This window comes from Polaromonas sp. CG_9.5, from assembly GCF_035984465.1.
In the GTDB taxonomy this organism is placed as follows: Bacteria; Pseudomonadota; Gammaproteobacteria; order Burkholderiales; family Burkholderiaceae_C; genus Polaromonas.
On the sequence record NZ_JAXCHR010000002.1, the window covers coordinates 108,024 to 122,951 of the forward strand.

Consider the following 14,928-nt stretch of genomic DNA (forward strand, 5'->3'; position numbering starts at 1 on the left):
ATCAGCGTCCTCCACCGCGCACCGGAGACAGCAGCAGCATCCCCTGGGCGTCAAACACATAGACTTGTGCCGGATTGAAATAAAGGGGCACTTGCGCACCCCAATCGAAATAATGAACCCCCGTGAGCTGCGCCACAAGCTCGCCCACCGATGTTTTCAGATAGACAAAGGTGTCCGAGCCCGATATTTCAGCCAGTTCCACCTTGCCCATGAGTGTGACATCACCTTCTCCCGCCTTTACCCGCAGGGAGCCAGCGCGCATACCAACGGTCAACTGCTGCGATTGGGTTGCCGGCAGGGTCAATTGCATCAGTGGTCCAGCGTCCAGTTGAACGCCGCCAGAGGCCGCTGCCTTGGCGGATATCAAGTTCATGGGGGGATCACTGAAGGCTCGCGCTACGCGAAGTGACTTGGGTTGGTGGAATACCTCTGACGTCGGGCCGTACTGCAACAACTCACCCGCATCCAGAACAGCGGTATAGCCCCCCAGCAACAGCGCTTCGCCCGGCTCGGTGGTGGCATAAATCACAGTAGAGTCGCCTGCCGAGAAAAGGTCTGTCAACTCGTCACGCAACTCCTCTCGCAATTTGTAGTCCAAATTCACCAGGGGCTCATCGAGCAACATCAGCGGCGCGCCCTTTGCCAGCGCACGCGCCAAGGCGACGCGCTGCTGCTGTCCTCCTGACAATTCGGCGGGCAGGCGATCAAGAAACATTTCGATATGGAGTTTTTCGGCCAGCTCTTGGACCCGCTGGTCAATGTTCTTGTCGCCGCGCAGTTTCAGAGGCGAGGCGATGTTGTCGCGCACTTTCATCGACGGGTAATTGATGAACTGCTGGTAGACCATGGCGACATTGCGATCACGCACTGGCACGCCCACCACACTCTTTCCGTCTACCTTCACCTGACCGCTGGAAGGCACATCGAGTCCCGCCATGATGCGCATCAGGCTGGTCTTGCCAGACTGCGTTGCCCCCAGCAACACGGTCACCGCCCCGCTTAAGGGAGCCAGACTCATGTCGTACAACCACGTTTGCGGCCCGACCTTTTTGCTGATGCTCTCAAGAGTCAATTGCATCGCGCCACCTTTACTGAAGAGAATGAAAAATCCGAATTAAATATTCGCTTCAACAAATTATTATTCGTTTTGATTCGTTTTTACTCAGTAATTACCCCATACAAATTCCTTTTGTTTCGTTTTAAAGTGGATTAACTGCTCATGGATCCCTCTTTGACATAAAACACAAGAATGAATCCCAACCCCAGACAACTCAAACTGCTTGCCGTGGTTCAGGCCCACGGCTCTGTCAAGGTGGAATTTTTGGCCGATACCCTGGGCGTGACGCTGCAAACCGTACGCCGCGACATTCAGCGCATGGCTGACGAGGGATTGCTGACGCGTTTTCACGGCGGGGTTCGTGTTCCAAGCTCCACGATTGAGAACATCGCCCATCCACAACGGGAAAGCCTGAACGTGAATGGCAAGAAACGCATTGCCAAAGCGATTGCGTCGGCAGTGCCCAACGACTGCTCGCTGATTTTGAACATTGGCACCACCACGGAAGCCGTGGCGCGTGCCCTTTTGCACCACACCGGGCTGCGGGTGATTACCAACAACCTCAATGTGGCCATCATCCTGAGCGCCAATCCCCAATGCGAAGTCATTGTGGTGGGTGGCGTGGTTAGGGGCCGCGACCAGGGCATCATCGGCGAAGCCGCTGCCGATTTCATTTCCCAGTTCAAGGTCGATATCGCCATCATTGGCATTTCCGGCATTGAAGACGACGGCTCCCTGCGCGATTTTGACTATCGGGAAGTCAAGGTGTCACAAACCATCATCTCCCACGCGCGCGAAGTCTGGCTGGCCGCTGACTTCAGCAAATTCAACCGACCCGCCATGGTTGCCGTCGGGCATTTGTCCCAGATTGACCGGCTGTTCACCGACGCGCTGCCGCCCGATCCCTTTTCCGCCTTGCTGGAGGAGGCGCAGGTGCGTTGCGAATTTGTCACCTCCTGAAAAACATCGCCTTTTTGGCCCATTTACCGATCGATCACCATGACTTACCTACTTGCACTGGACCAGGGCACCTCCAGTTCGCGCAGCATCGTATTTGACGCCGCTGGCCACATCGTGGCCCAGGCCCAACGCGAACTGAACCAGATCTATCCCCAGCCTGGCTGGGTTGAACACGACCCGCAGGAAATCTGGCACACCCAACTGGCCACTGCCCGTGAAGTACTGCTCAAAGCCGGCATCGAAGCGAAAGACGTCCGCGCCATTGGCATCACCAACCAGCGTGAAACCACCGTGGTCTGGAATCGTCGAACCGGGCAGCCCATTCACCATGCCATCGTCTGGCAAGACCGTCGCGCAGAACCCACCTGCATTGCGCTGCGTGAAAGCGGCCTGGCAGAAACCATCCGGCAAAAGACGGGCCTGCTGGTGGATGCCTATTTTTCGGGCACCAAGCTCAAATGGCTGCTGGACAACGTGCGTGGTGCACGGCAACTGGCCGAAAACGGAGAGCTGGCGTTTGGCACGGTGGACAGTTGGTTGATCTGGTGCCTGACCAAGGGCACGGTGCATGCGACTGATGTGAGCAACGCCGCGCGCACCATGCTGTTCAATATCCATAGCAATCAGTGGGATCCGGAGTTGCTCAAAGCCCTGGACATTCCGGCTTCCATGATGCCTGTCGTTCATCCCTCCAGCGCGCACTTTGGCGAGGTCAGCCCTGACCTGTTGGGTGATGCCATTCCCATTGGCGGCGTCGCCGGAGACCAGCAAAGCGCCTCGTTCGGCCAGGCCTGCTTCAAGGCCGGCATGGCCAAGAACACCTACGGCACCGGCTGCTTTTTGCTGATGCACACCGGCACCCAGTTCCAGCTGTCGGACAACGGCCTGCTGACCACCAGCGCAGCGCAAATCAGCACGCAAACCGAATTCGCGATGGAAGGCAGCGTATTTGTCGGTGGCGCAGTGGTGCAATGGCTGCGTGACGGCTTGAACGCCATCAAGAGCAGCGCCGAAGTCGAGGCGTTGGCGCAAAGCGTTCCCGACTCGGGCGGCGTGATGATGGTGCCGGCCTTCACCGGACTGGGCGCGCCCTACTGGAAGCCCGACGCACGCGGCACCATCACCGGCCTGACACGCGGCACCACGGCGGCGCACATTGCCCGCGCCGCGCTGGAGAGCATCGCCTTTCAAAGCGCAGCGCTGCTGCAGGCCATGGGGCGCGATGCGGTCAGCGCCGGAGCAGCGCCGGTGTCTGAATTGCGCGTGGACGGCGGCGCCTGCATCAACGACCTGCTGATGCAGTTCCAGGCCGACCTACTGGGCATTCCGGTGGTGCGCCCCGTCGTGACCGAAACCACGGCCCTGGGCGCCGCCTGGCTGGCAGGGCTGTCCAGCGGCGTTTACAGCAACACCGACGAGCTGGCCAGCCTGTGGCGGGCCGAGCGCACCTTCTGGCCCACGCTCAGCAGCACGCGTGCGGCCGAGCTGATGGGCCAATGGGAGCATGCGGTTCGGCAGACAGTGCTGCAGTAAGGCGACGCTGCACGACAATCAGGAACCCGGCCAGGCCATTCCCTCTCATTTCAAAGCCGCCCTCATTTTTTAGCGAGACCATGCGCATGCAGCCCCACGCCTCCGACAGCAGCACCGACCCCATCGCCTTTATCGGTGGCGGCAACATGGCCAGCGCCATCATCGGCGGCCTGCTCAAACGCGGCCTGGCCACCAGCCAGATCCAGGTGATCGAGCCTTTTGCCGAGCAGCGGGCCAAATTGGTCCAGCAGTTCCAGGTTGAAGCCAGCGAAACCCCTGGCGCATCGCTGAACCGTGCGACGCTGGTCGTCTGGGCCGTCAAGCCGCAAACCTTTCGTGAAGCGGCAGAACAAAGCCGTGCGCATACCGCATCCGCGCTGCACCTGAGCGTGGCCGCCGGCATCCGCTCCGACACCATTGCCAACTGGCTGGGCACCGAGCGCGTGGTGCGCGCCATGCCCAACACGCCGGCGCTGATCGGTCAGGGCATGACCGCCCTTTTCGCCCGCCCCGCCGCCAGCGCTGAAGACCGATTGACTATCGAACACGTGGTGCAAACCACAGGTGCGTTTTTGTGGCTGGACCAGGAAGCGCAGCTCGATGCCGTCACCGCGCTGTCCGGATCCGGCCCGGCCTACGTTTTTTACTTCATCGAAGCGATGATCCAGGCCGGCACCGACATGGGCCTGAGCCGCGAGCAGGCGCACCAGCTGGCGGTCGGCACGTTTGTCGGCGCTTCGGCATTGGCCCGCGAGGCCACCGAGCCGCCTGAGGTGCTGCGCGCCCGCGTGACCTCCAAAGGCGGCACGACCTACGCGGCGCTGAGCGTCATGGAGCAGGACGGCATCAAGGAAAAATTCATGCACGCCATGCAGGCGGCACGGCTGCGCGCTATGGAGATGGGCGATGAATTCGGCGCGGCCTGAAGCAGGCCACGCATGAAAAAAGGCGCTTGCGCAGTCAGTGCGTGTACATACAGCTATATTTTTAATAGCATTTTACGACGCTGACATGCAGCGCCAGGCATCTCAAAAACAATTGCAAAAATCGTAAAAATCCCGTCAACCGGCTTGCGCAAGACTACGTTAAACATTCACGAACGTGCAGCTTTTGTCGCCAGCCTGCCGTAAAGGCGACCCGGCTCTACGAACGTAATGACTTTCCAAATACCTTGGAGTACCCCATGAAAAAATTCCTGTCCATCCTTGCCAGCGCCGCTGTCCTTGCCATGCCTTTGTCGGTGATTTCCACCCCAGCCTCAGCCCAGACGGCTGCAGCGCCTGTCGTTGCGCCTGCTGCCCCCATGGCTGCGCCTGCCGCCAAGGCCAAGCACACCAAGGCGGTGGTCAAACACAAGGCCAAGCACGCCAAGGCTGTGGTCAAACACAAGGCCAAGCACGCCAAGGTCAAGGCAAAAGCCAAAATGGCCCCGAAAGCCGCCTGATCTGCAAAAGTACGCATCGCTGGCTGCACCGGCCAGTTGATGTCTTGCAAAAGCCCGCACTGCGCGGGCTTTTTTACGGGCGAAATTGATGCAACAGGCAGACCAGTCCAGCCCCACAGCCTCAGTGACCCCAGTACGACAGCGCAATGCCGGCAAACACCGTAAACCCGAGCCAGTGGTTCAAGCGAAACGCCTTGAAGCAATCGTCGCGTTCACGCTTGCGGATCAGCCAGCCGTGCCACATGGCTTGTAACAACGCCAGGCCAATCGCTATGCTAAAGATAGCTGACTGCGCATACGTATAAAGCGCAACAGCCCATATTGATATAAAAATCAGATAACTTAGCATGACGCCGGCCACATCAAACCGGCCCAGCGTGATGGCCGAGGTTTTCATACCGATTTTGAGGTCATCGTCCCGATCGACCATGGCGTATTCGGTGTCGTAGGCAATCACCCAGAACAGGTTGCCCAGCAGCAACACCCAGGCCAAAGCCGGCACGCGCGACTGCACGGCGGCAAACGCCATCGGAATGCCGAAGCTGAACGCCACGCCCAGCACCGCCTGCGGCATCGCCACATAGCGCTTGGCATACGGGTAGGCCAGCGTGACGGCCAGCGCGGCGAATGACCACGCAATCGCAGCGGCATTGGTGGTGAGCACCAGGCCAAACGCCAGCAGCGCCAGCACCGCGCCCAGCGCCAGCGCTTCCTTTACAGACAGCGCACCCGTCGTGACTGGCCGCTGCGCCGTGCGCTTGACATGCCGGTCAAACTCGCGGTCAGCCACGTCGTTGATGCAGCAGCCCGCGCTGCGCATCAAAAACGTTCCCAGCGTGAACACAGTGACCAGGTGCCAGCCCGGAAAGCCGTGCGACGCCACCCACAGCGCCGACAGCGTCGGCCACAGCAACAGCAGCCAGCCCGCCGGCCGGTTCCAGCGAATAAGCTGCAAATACAGCGACAGCTTGCCGGGCTTGCCGCCAGCCGTCGCTGGAAAGGAAGCCGACAACTTTTTACTCTTCCAGCAGCGAGCGCAGCATCCACGCGGTTTGCTCATGCACCGTCATGCGCTGGGTCAGCAGGTCGGCGGTCGGCTCGTCGCTGGCCTTGTCGGCCATCGGGAACAACTCGCGCGCGGTGCGGGCCACGGCTTCATGGCCCTGCACCAGAATGCGCACCATTTCCATCGCCTTGGGCTGCGTGACCGGGGCATCGGGCACCGTGGCCAGCTTGCTGAACTGCGCATACGAGCCCGGTGCCGGATGGCCCAGCGAGCGGATACGTTCGGCCACCGGGTCCACCGCATTCCACAGTTCGGTGTACTGCGTCATGAACATGGTGTGCAGCGTGTTGAACATCGGCCCGGTCACGTTCCAGTGGAAATTGTGCGTCGTCAGGTACAGCGTGTAGGTGTCGGCCAGCAAGCGGCTCAGGCCCTGCGCGATGGCGGCGCGGTCTTTGTCGCTGATGCCGATGTTGATCGCCGGCGCGCCTCGAACGGCTGTGCTGGCAATGGTTTTAGCGGGAGATTTGGCCATAATTTTTTCCTTTAAAAATCAATGAAAGACCGATAACCATACGCAATCGACATCAACTTGGCAACAGTCAGTGTCTATGCGCGCAATAGCTTGTGCGCAGGCGCGCCCTTCAAGACAGGCGGATCACGCCCGGCAACTCACACGCATAAATCGCATTGCGCAATGCGGCAATCGCTTCGTAGCGGGTAAAACTGCGGCGCCAGGCCAGCACCACACGCCGCGTCGGTACATGGCCTTCAAACGGCAAATAGCGGATATACGAAGGCTGGTTTGCGGACATGTCCTGGCCGCTGAGCGCCAGCGCTTCCTTGGGTACACCCAGGCGCGGCACCAAGGTGATGCCCATGCCGGCAGCCACCATGTGCTTGATGGTTTCCAGCGACGAGCCTTCAAAGCTCTTGTTGATGCCCTCGGCGCTGCTGGAAAACCGCGCAAATTCCGGGCACACCTCCAGCACATGGTCGCGAAAGCAGTGGCCGGTGCCCAGCAGCAGCAGCGTTTCCTTTTTCAATTCCTCGGCCGTCACGCTGGTGCGCGCCGCCAGCGCATGGCTGCTCGGCACGGCGGCCATGAAAGGCTCGTCGTACAGCGGCGCAATCGCCAGGTTGCTGTCGGGAAACGGCTCGGCCAGAATCGCGCAATCAATCTCGCCAGTGCGCAGTTCTTCCAGCAGCTTGACGGTGAAATTTTCCTGCAACACCAAAGGCATCTGCGGCGTTTTTTCGATGTTCTGGCGCACCAGGTCGGGCAGCAAATAGGGGCCAATGGTGTAGATCACGCCCAGCCGCAGGCTGCCGGCCAGCGGGTCCTTGCCGCGCCGCGCAATCTCGCGGATGCTTTCGGCCTGCTCCAGCACGCTTTGCGCCTGCCGAACGATTTCCTCGCCCAGCGGCGTGATGGTGATTTCGTTGGCATTGCGCTCGAACAGCTTGACCTGGAGTTCTTCTTCCAGCTTCTTGACCGCCACGCTGAGCGTCGGCTGCGAGACATGGCAGGCTTCAGCGCCCCGGCCGAAATGCTTTTCGCGGGCCACGGCCACGATATATTTTAGTTCAGTCAGCGTCATGGGGGGATTGTGCGGGTTTTCGGGCTGGGCCAAGCATATCGATCCGTGATAGTCTTCCCCATGAATTCACAAGCGTCGAAAGAAAAGGGACTGGATTATCTGCTTGGCCTGGATGGCAATATTGAATTTCAAAACGACGAAGGTTACTGGGTCAAGATGGATATTGCCCGTGTCCCCATGACAGCCGAAAGACCGCATGGCATCAAATACAGTTTGACCTTGCATGCGCCAGGCGGTGAACGCCTTATGGGATTTGACAACGCTCACGGCGGAATCAAGCCGGCCGGGTCACGCTTTTTGCATGTCGGCAAACAGTATCCCTACGATCACCGGCACCGCAGCGTCGCAGACAGCGGCGTCGCTTACGAGTTCAACACGGCCTACCAGTTGATCAGTGACTTTTATGCCGAGGTTGATCGGGTTTTGAAAGAGGTATCACCATGAACAAGGTATTGAAAGTGGGTATTGCCACCGTGCAAGAACAGCGGGCACGGTCTTTGGCGATTGCCGCCGGGACGCGCCAGCGCGGCGACGATGAACCGCATGTCTGGTTCCCCTCGGTGGCCGCCATGGCGCGGGTTTTGTCGGACGAAAACATGGCCTTGCTGAAAGCGGTTCGCGAGCAGCGGCCAGACTCCATGGATGCGCTGGCCCAAGTGGTCGGCAAGCACGCCCCCGATGTGTCGCGTTCGCTGCACACGATGGCGGCCTATGGCCTGGTGGAATTTATCAAGAATGGCCGCACCGTTATGCCGCAGGCGACGTTTGAGCATTTGTCGGTGGAGTTTTGCTGAGGGTTGACTTGAGCGGTTGCCGTTCGGTAGAGAAATGACGCAGATGATCAATAAAAAACCAACTTCAGTACATATACGCCGCCACTGTCTTCGCGAACCAATTCCCGAGATTGATCAAGCCGCACTCATGCTGGCAGAGGCTGTTTCAGCACATCAACGTGGCGATGGCATGCGTGCTGAGCACCTAATCCGCTTGGCAAACATGGAGAAAATCAGAGAGTGGTCCAATTCGCTATGGGGCAAAAGCAGCCCATATATCCAGTACCGTGGAACTCCCAGCGCCGAGCCTTATGTATCAAGAAGCGAACGTAAGATTGTTCGCGTGCCGACGTTAGCCCAAAGACGTCAGTTGCACCAAAGAGACGGCTATCACTGCAGATTTTGCGGCATACCCGTCATGCGAAAAGAAGTCCGCCAGTGGTTTGTGTCTGCGTACCCTGACTTGGCGATATGGGGCAGAACACACGATACGCAACATGCAGCCTTTCAAACAATTTGGGCTCAGTACGACCATGTCATACCGCACGCCAGAGGAGGCGATAACGATCTGAGCAATCTCATCGTCACTTGTGCGCCTTGCAACTATGGCCGCATGAGCTATACCCTTGAAGAAGTCAACGTACTGGATCCTCGCACCAGAGAGCCCATTCATTCCGATTGGGATGGCCTTTAGCATGTCTTTCACTCTGGAATAGCAGCCCGTTAATTCTCAGGTAAGCGTCACACCTCAAGCCTTCAAAAACTCAGCCTTGCTGCCCATCCAGCGCAGCACATGCCGCTCAGCCAGCTCGGGATACTGGTTCAGTATCAGCGGCGCCACTTCCCGCGCCCAGGCCAGCAGTGCGGCATCGGTTTCCAGATCGGCAAAGCGCAGCATCGCCGCCCCTGATTGCCGTGCCCCCAAAAATTCACCCGGTCCGCGAATCTCCAGGTCGCGCCGGGCAATTTCAAAGCCATCGTTGGTTTCGACCATTGCTTTGAGCCGCGCCCGCGCCACCTCGCCCAGCCGGGGCGCGTCGCCGGTCGAATACAGCAGCACGCAGGCCGATGCCGCTGCGCCGCGCCCGACCCGGCCGCGCAGCTGGTGCAATTGCGAAAGGCCGAACCGCTCGGCATGCTCGATCACCATCAGCGACGCATTCGGCACATCGACGCCGACTTCAATCACCGTGGTGCTGACCAGCACGGCCATCACGCCGTCAGTAAACAGGCTCATCACGGCCTTTTTCTCGGCCACCGGCATGCGCGAATGCAGCAAGCCGACGCCCACGCCGGGCAATGCTGCGCTCAAGTCTTCATGCGTCTGGGTGGCGTTGACCAGGTCGATGGACTCGCTTTCCTCAATCAGCGGGCAGACCCAGTAAATCTGCCGGCCTTCGGCAATCTGCGCCTGAATGCGCGCGACGACCTCGTCGCGCCGCGCATCGTTGACGACCTTGGTGACGATGGGCGTGCGGCCGGGCGGCAGCTCGTCGAGCGTGGACACGTCCAAGTCGGCGTAGTAGCTCATCGCCAGCGTGCGCGGAATCGGCGTGGCGGTCATCATGAGCAGATGCGGCTCCTGGCCGTCGTCGGTCATCTTGCTGCGCAGCGCCAGCCGCTGAGCGACGCCGAAACGGTGCTGCTCGTCGATGATGGTGAGCGCCAGATTCTTGAATTTCACCTTGTCCTGGATCACGGCGTGCGTGCCAATCACCAGCCCGGCTTCGCCGCTTTCAATCAGCGCCAGCATTTCGCGCCGCATCTTGGGTTTTTGGCTGCCGGTCAGCCAGGCCGTCTTGATGCCCAGCGGTTCCAGCCAGCTCAGCAGCTTGCGAAAATGCTGATCGGCCAGGATTTCGGTCGGCGCCATCAGCGCGCATTGCCAGCCCGCGTCAATGCAGCGGCTTGCTGCCAGCGCCGCCACCACGGTTTTGCCCGCGCCGACATCGCCCTGCAGCAAGCGGTGCATGGGCACGTTTTTGACCAGGTCGGCGTCAATTTCCGTGCCGACGCGCTGCTGGGCCGCAGTCAACTTGAAAGGCAGGCTTTCCAGCAGTTGTGCATGCAGCGAGGGCTGCTGCGCACCCCGCAACACCGACCCCTTCAGCGCCGGCGCACGCATGGCCGCCCGCACGCGCCGGGCCTGCAGCTGCGAGATTTGCTGCGCCAGCAATTCCTCGGCCTTCAGGCGCTGCCAGGCCGGATGGCTGCGGTCTTCCAGCGTTTGCAGCGCCACATCGGGCGTGGGATGGTGCAAAAACTGTAGCGCCTCGCGCAGGCTGGACATGCGCTGCGGCATGTTTTGGCTTAAAAACGGTGCTGGAATGGTCTCACTGAGGTCAGCACGCGCCAGGCCGCTCAGCACCGCCTTGCGCAAATACACCTGCGGCAAGCCGGCGGAAGTCGGATAGACCGGCGTCAAGGCACCGGGCAATTCGCCACCGGCCAGCTTGAAATGCGGATGCATCATCTCGCGGCCCAGAAAGCCGCCGCGCAACTCGCCGCGCACCCGCACCCGCGCGCCGACACTGAGCGTTTTCTGGTGTGATGGGTAGAAGTTGAGAAAGCGCAGCACGCAGGTGTCGCTGCCGTCATCGACCGTGACCAGCAACTGACGCCGTGAGCGAATCGATATTTCGCTGTACACGACCTCGCCTTCAAACTGCACCACTTCGCCATCACGCGCGTTCACCAGCCGCACGATGCGGGTTTCGTCCTCGTAGCGCAGCGGCAGGTGCAGGGCCAGGTCGATGTCGCGGTCAAGCCCGAGCTTGCGCATGGCTTTGGCGGGGACGCTTAAAGGCTTGTTCGGAGGTGGCGCGCTCGGGGTGGTCATGCGCTGATTTTGCCCGCTGTGTGCGGCTGGCGAAATCACTGCGACTGAACCACTCCAGCCGCTGCCCGCGCCACCCATCACGCAGCGTTTCGGGCGCTTTCAGCGGCAGCCTCATAGAACGCGCCAGCCAGCGGCCAGCCGGGCTACGGCTGCAAACCTGAAAAATATCGCCAAGGGCTGCGACAATCCTGAACTTTTACTTCACTTGGTACGGGGCAAGTCCGCCCCTCAAGCCCTATGCCCACGTCTTTATCTGGCGACTCGCGCGCCTTTACCCTGAGCGACTTCGACTTTGAGCTGCCCGAAGCGCTGATTGCCCAACACCCGGCTGCCGAGCGCAGCGCGTCCCGTCTGCTCGATGGCCGGGTCAGTACGCTGGTCGACCGTCGCTTTGCCGACCTGCCCGATTTGCTTGAGCCGGGCGACCTGCTGGTGTTCAATGACACCAAAGTCGTCAAGGCGCGGCTGTTCGGTCAAAAAGCCAGCGGCGGCAAGCTGGATTTGCTGATTGAGCGCGTGTTGTCGCCCCATTCAGACGCCGGCCACGAAGTCGCTGCACACATGAAAGTCAGCAAAAAGCCGCTGCCCGGCGCGGTGCTGCAAATGGACGGCGGCTTTACCGCCACGCTGCTGGGCCGCTGGCCTGAAGCGCACGGCCCGCTCTACCAATTCAGGCTCAGCAGCGACCCGTATGCGCTGATGGCGCAGCACGGCCATGTGCCGCTGCCGCCTTACATCACCCACACCGATTCGGCGGACGACGAACAGCGCTACCAGACGGTCTTCGCCAAAAACCCCGGTGCCGTGGCCGCACCGACCGCCGCGCTGCATTTTGATGAAGCCATTCTGGAGAAACTGGCAGCACGCGGCATTGCGCGCGCCAGCGTCACGCTGCATGTCGGCGCGGGCACGTTCCAGCCGGTCAAGACCGAACAGATTGCCGATCACGTCATGCATTTCGAGCGTTTTGACGTACCGCAAGCCACGCACGAAGCCATTGCCGCCTGCAAGGCCCGTGGCGGGCGCGTAGTGGCGGTGGGCACAACCACCGTGCGGGCGCTGGAGTCAAGCGCCCAATTCGGACCCGGCTGCGATGACACCAACATCTTCATTACGCCGGGCTTTGAGTTCCAGGTGGTCGATTTGCTGCTGACCAACTTCCACCTGCCCAAAAGCACGCTGATGATGCTGGTCAGCGCGTTTTCCGGCTATGAACACATCATGGCGCTCTACCAGCATGCGATTGACCAGCAATACCGCTTTTTCAGCTATGGCGACGCCATGTTGCTCCAGCGCACCGCCACACCGCCCAGCGCATGACCAGCGGATTTTTTGTTCGCCTGCTGCTGGGCATGGCCTGCGGATTCGCAGGGCTGGCGCAGGCAGCGGGCTACAAAACCGGCGGCCTGTGTGAAGGGTTTCCCAAAGTACAGGTCAAAGCGCCTGCAGGGTATTGCACCGGACTGGTGGCCGACGAGCGGCAAGGGCTGAAATTACCGCGCCGCATGCTGGAAGTCGCGCCCGGCCGGTTCTGGCTGGTGGACATGGGCGGCTGGGATGCGGGCCGGGGGCGGCTGCTCGAACTGCACATCGCGCCGGGAGCAGTCACCGTCAAGGTGCTGGCCAGCAAGCTGGACCGCCCGCTGGGCCTGGCCATCGGCCCTGACAAAAAAGTCTATATCGGCGAAGCCACGCGCATCTGGCGCACTGCCGTTGACCGCTTTGCCCCCGAGAACGTGGTCACCGGCTTGCCGGGCGACGGCGCCCATCCGCTCAAGGAGCTGGCTTTTGGCAGCGGGGGCCGGCTGTACATCAATGTGGGCTCCTTTTCGGACAGCTGCCGCAACGAGGCCCAGCAGCAACCCTTTCCCTGCCCCGAAGTGGTCGGGCCGCAGCCCCGCGCTGCGGTTTACGAAGCCGTTCTGGGCGGGCCTGACTGGCAGCTTCAATCGCTCAAGCCGTTTGCCACCGGACTGCGCAACTCGCTGGCGCTGACGGTATACCGACCGCCCGGTCTGCCTGAGGTGGTGCTGCAAGGCGAAAACTCGGTGGACTACCCGCAAGCCAATACGCCGCGCGAAGAATTCAACCGGCTGCAGGCGGGCGGCAACTACGGCTGGCCGTATTGCCTGGAAAACCGCCAGGCCGCACGCGGCTATGAAAAACGCGTTGACTGCCAGCGCACCCGCGCCCCCGCCCTGCTCTGGCCGGCGCACATCGCACCGCTGCAGATGCTGGTGGCCCCCGGCGCTTTGCCACAGCCCTGGGCCGGGCAATTGCTGGTGGCCTGGCACGGCCACCGCGCGGGCGCGCAGCGCGTGATGGCCTTTGCGCTTGACACAACTGGCAAAATCAAGGGCAAAGGTACGCAAATTCTGGGAAACTGGTCGGCCCAACCCGGCATTCGCCCGCAAGGCGCACCCACCGGCTTGACGCTGGACAGCACCGGACGCCTGTTTGTACTGGAAGACCGCAACCACACCCTACTGGTACTGGGCCGCGACAAATGAATGTCGCGCGCCAGTGCCCTACTCCCAACACCGCAAGCGCATGCTAAATTTTGAAGTTCTGAAAACCGATCCGGCCACTGCTGACGAAGGCGGCGCTTACCTCGGCTCGTATGCCCGACGCGGCACCCTGACCCTGAACCACGGCGTGGTGCAGACGCCAATCTTCATGCCCGTCGGCACCTATGGCACCGTCAAGGGCGTCACCCCGCAGTCCCTCCATGACATGCACGCGCAGATCATTCTGGGCAACACCTTTCACCTCTGGATGCGTCCGGGGCTGGACGTGGTGAAGCAGTTTGGCGGCCTGCACAAGTTTGAAAGCTGGCACAAACCCATCCTGACCGACAGCGGCGGTTTCCAGGTCTGGTCACTCGGCGAGATGCGCAAGATTTCAGAAGAAGGCGTGAAGTTTGCGTCGCCCGTCAACGGCGACAAGCTGTTTTTGACACCCGAAATCTCGATGCAGATCCAGACCCTGCTCAACAGCGACATCGTGATGCAGTTCGACGAATGCACGCCCTACGACACTAAGGGCCACATCACCACCGAAAGCGAAGCGCGTTTGTCGATGGAACTGAGCCGGCGTTGGGCCAAGCGCTGCGAGACTGAATTCGACAAGCTGGAGAACCCCAACGCGCTGTTTGGCATCGTGCAGGGCGGCATGTTCGAAAACCTGCGCCAGGAGTCGCTCGATGCGCTGGTCGATATGGATTTCCCCGGTTATGCCGTCGGCGGCGTCAGCGTGGGCGAGCCCAAGGAAGAAATGCTGCGCATCATGGCGCACACGCCGCACCGCCTGCCGGCCGACAAGCCGCGCTATTTGATGGGCGTCGGCACGCCGGAAGACCTGGTTGACGGGGTGGCGGCTGGCGTTGACATGTTCGACTGCGTGATGCCGACCCGCAACGCGCGCAACGGCCACATGTTCACCCGCTTTGGCGACCTGAAAATCCGCAACGCCCGCTACAAAAACGAAGAAGCCCCGGTCGACAGCACCTGCACTTGCTACACCTGCCGCAACTTCTCGCGTGCCTACATGCACCACCTGGACCGCTGCGGCGAAATGCTCGGCCCCATGCTGTCGAGCATCCACAACCTGCATTACTACCTGAACCTGATGCAGGAAGTGCGCGACGCACTGGACGCGGGCCGCTTTGGCGAATTCGTGGTGCAGTTCAAGGCCGACCGGCAGCGCGGGGTCTGAC

The 14,928-nt window shown here is 60.9% G+C and carries 15 protein-coding genes; 10 read left to right on the forward strand and 5 right to left on the reverse strand.

The window, feature by feature from the left end; all coding sequences use genetic code 11:
* Position 1: 1 nt before the first annotated feature.
* The gene (locus RCH06_RS01995) at positions 2-1,078 is read right to left on the reverse strand and encodes an ABC transporter ATP-binding protein (protein WP_327079758.1); all 1,077 of its coding nucleotides are present in this window, start codon (positions 1,076-1,078) and stop codon (positions 2-4) included.
* 171 nt (positions 1,079-1,249) lie between these two features.
* Between RCH06_RS01995 and RCH06_RS02000 the strand changes: the two genes are divergently transcribed.
* The 4 genes from RCH06_RS02000 (at position 1,250) to RCH06_RS02015 (ending at position 4,994) form a co-directional block, all read left to right on the forward strand.
* Positions 1,250-2,017 carry a DeoR/GlpR family DNA-binding transcription regulator gene (locus RCH06_RS02000; RefSeq protein WP_327079759.1) on the forward strand — a complete coding sequence of 256 codons (768 nt, stop codon included), beginning with the start codon at positions 1,250-1,252 and terminating at the stop codon, positions 2,015-2,017.
* A 39-nt stretch (positions 2,018-2,056) separates the two neighbouring features.
* Positions 2,057-3,550: a glycerol kinase GlpK gene (gene glpK / locus RCH06_RS02005; RefSeq protein WP_327079760.1), complete on the forward strand. Its 1,494-nt coding sequence runs from the start codon at positions 2,057-2,059 to the stop codon at positions 3,548-3,550.
* 86 nt (positions 3,551-3,636) lie between these two features.
* The gene (proC, locus tag RCH06_RS02010) at positions 3,637-4,476 is read left to right on the forward strand and encodes a pyrroline-5-carboxylate reductase (protein ID WP_327079761.1); all 840 of its coding nucleotides are present in this window, start codon (positions 3,637-3,639) and stop codon (positions 4,474-4,476) included.
* 257 nt (positions 4,477-4,733) lie between these two features.
* A complete protein-coding gene (locus RCH06_RS02015) occupies positions 4,734-4,994 on the forward strand; it encodes a hypothetical protein (RefSeq protein ID WP_327079762.1) in 261 nt (86 codons plus the stop codon).
* Between the two features lie 121 nt (positions 4,995-5,115).
* Here the strand turns inward: RCH06_RS02015 and ubiA are convergent, their stop codons facing one another.
* The 3 genes from ubiA to RCH06_RS02030 form a co-directional block, all read right to left on the reverse strand.
* Positions 5,116-6,006, reverse strand: coding sequence for a 4-hydroxybenzoate octaprenyltransferase (gene ubiA / locus RCH06_RS02020; protein WP_327079763.1), 891 nt, complete (start codon positions 6,004-6,006; stop codon positions 5,116-5,118).
* Positions 6,007-6,010: 4 nt separating this feature from the next.
* Positions 6,011-6,535 carry a Dps family protein gene (locus RCH06_RS02025; protein ID WP_327079764.1) on the reverse strand — a complete coding sequence of 175 codons (525 nt, stop codon included), beginning with the start codon at positions 6,533-6,535 and terminating at the stop codon, positions 6,011-6,013.
* A 109-nt stretch (positions 6,536-6,644) separates the two neighbouring features.
* Complete coding sequence (locus tag RCH06_RS02030) at positions 6,645-7,601, reverse strand: LysR substrate-binding domain-containing protein (protein ID WP_327079765.1); 957 nt, start codon at positions 7,599-7,601, stop codon at positions 6,645-6,647.
* A 60-nt stretch (positions 7,602-7,661) separates the two neighbouring features.
* On the opposite strand from RCH06_RS02030, the gene RCH06_RS02035 reads away from it, so the two are divergent.
* Genes RCH06_RS02035 through RCH06_RS02045 form a run of 3 tightly spaced genes read left to right on the forward strand, consistent with a single transcriptional unit; the run spans position 7,662 to position 9,068 of the window.
* Complete coding sequence (locus tag RCH06_RS02035) at positions 7,662-8,045, forward strand: toxin-antitoxin system TumE family protein (RefSeq protein ID WP_327079766.1); 384 nt, start codon at positions 7,662-7,664, stop codon at positions 8,043-8,045.
* Positions 8,042-8,395, forward strand: coding sequence for an HVO_A0114 family putative DNA-binding protein (locus tag RCH06_RS02040; RefSeq protein WP_327079767.1), 354 nt, complete (start codon positions 8,042-8,044; stop codon positions 8,393-8,395). The genes RCH06_RS02035 and RCH06_RS02040 overlap by 4 nt, the downstream gene beginning before the upstream one ends.
* 43 nt (positions 8,396-8,438) lie before the next feature.
* Positions 8,439-9,068, forward strand: a complete 630-nt coding sequence (locus RCH06_RS02045; protein ID WP_327079768.1) for an HNH endonuclease — start codon at positions 8,439-8,441, stop codon at positions 9,066-9,068.
* A 54-nt stretch (positions 9,069-9,122) separates the two neighbouring features.
* Here the strand turns inward: RCH06_RS02045 and recG are convergent, their stop codons facing one another.
* Positions 9,123-11,213, reverse strand: coding sequence for an ATP-dependent DNA helicase RecG (gene recG, locus RCH06_RS02050; protein ID WP_327079769.1), 2,091 nt, complete (start codon positions 11,211-11,213; stop codon positions 9,123-9,125).
* Positions 11,214-11,450: 237 nt separating this feature from the next.
* On the opposite strand from recG, the gene queA reads away from it, so the two are divergent.
* Genes queA through tgt form a run of 3 tightly spaced genes read left to right on the forward strand, consistent with a single transcriptional unit; the run spans position 11,451 to position 14,927 of the window.
* Entirely contained in the window at positions 11,451-12,533 is a 1,083-nt protein-coding gene (gene queA / locus RCH06_RS02055; protein ID WP_327079770.1) for a tRNA preQ1(34) S-adenosylmethionine ribosyltransferase-isomerase QueA, read from the forward strand.
* Entirely contained in the window at positions 12,530-13,723 is a 1,194-nt protein-coding gene (locus RCH06_RS02060; protein ID WP_327079771.1) for a PQQ-dependent sugar dehydrogenase, read from the forward strand. Before queA ends, RCH06_RS02060 begins: the two co-directional genes overlap by 4 nt.
* 40 nt (positions 13,724-13,763) lie before the next feature.
* Complete coding sequence (gene tgt / locus RCH06_RS02065; protein WP_327079772.1) at positions 13,764-14,927, forward strand: tRNA guanosine(34) transglycosylase Tgt; 1,164 nt, start codon at positions 13,764-13,766, stop codon at positions 14,925-14,927.
* Position 14,928 lies beyond the last annotated feature (1 nt).

Excerpts from the sequence above, each read along its gene's own strand:
- RCH06_RS02040 (WP_327079767.1), top strand. The coding sequence starts at position 8,042 with ATGAACAAGGTATTGAAAGTGGGTATTGCCACCGTGCAAGAACAGCGG.
- RCH06_RS02000 (WP_327079759.1), top strand. The coding sequence starts at position 1,250 with ATGAATCCCAACCCCAGACAACTCAAACTGCTTGCCGTGGTTCAGGCC.
- RCH06_RS02025 (WP_327079764.1), bottom strand. The coding sequence starts at position 6,535 with ATGGCCAAATCTCCCGCTAAAACCATTGCCAGCACAGCCGTTCGAGGC.
- proC (WP_327079761.1), top strand. The coding sequence starts at position 3,637 with ATGCAGCCCCACGCCTCCGACAGCAGCACCGACCCCATCGCCTTTATC.
- queA (WP_327079770.1), top strand. The coding sequence starts at position 11,451 with ATGCCCACGTCTTTATCTGGCGACTCGCGCGCCTTTACCCTGAGCGAC.
- RCH06_RS02060 (WP_327079771.1), top strand. The coding sequence starts at position 12,530 with ATGACCAGCGGATTTTTTGTTCGCCTGCTGCTGGGCATGGCCTGCGGA.
- RCH06_RS02045 (WP_327079768.1), top strand. The coding sequence starts at position 8,439 with ATGATCAATAAAAAACCAACTTCAGTACATATACGCCGCCACTGTCTT.
- RCH06_RS01995 (WP_327079758.1), bottom strand. The coding sequence starts at position 1,078 with ATGCAATTGACTCTTGAGAGCATCAGCAAAAAGGTCGGGCCGCAAACG.
- recG (WP_327079769.1), bottom strand. The coding sequence starts at position 11,213 with ATGACCACCCCGAGCGCGCCACCTCCGAACAAGCCTTTAAGCGTCCCC.
- RCH06_RS02030 (WP_327079765.1), bottom strand. The coding sequence starts at position 7,601 with ATGACGCTGACTGAACTAAAATATATCGTGGCCGTGGCCCGCGAAAAG.
- RCH06_RS02015 (WP_327079762.1), top strand. The coding sequence starts at position 4,734 with ATGAAAAAATTCCTGTCCATCCTTGCCAGCGCCGCTGTCCTTGCCATG.
- glpK (WP_327079760.1), top strand. The coding sequence starts at position 2,057 with ATGACTTACCTACTTGCACTGGACCAGGGCACCTCCAGTTCGCGCAGC.
- RCH06_RS02035 (WP_327079766.1), top strand. The coding sequence starts at position 7,662 with ATGAATTCACAAGCGTCGAAAGAAAAGGGACTGGATTATCTGCTTGGC.
- tgt (WP_327079772.1), top strand. The coding sequence starts at position 13,764 with ATGCTAAATTTTGAAGTTCTGAAAACCGATCCGGCCACTGCTGACGAA.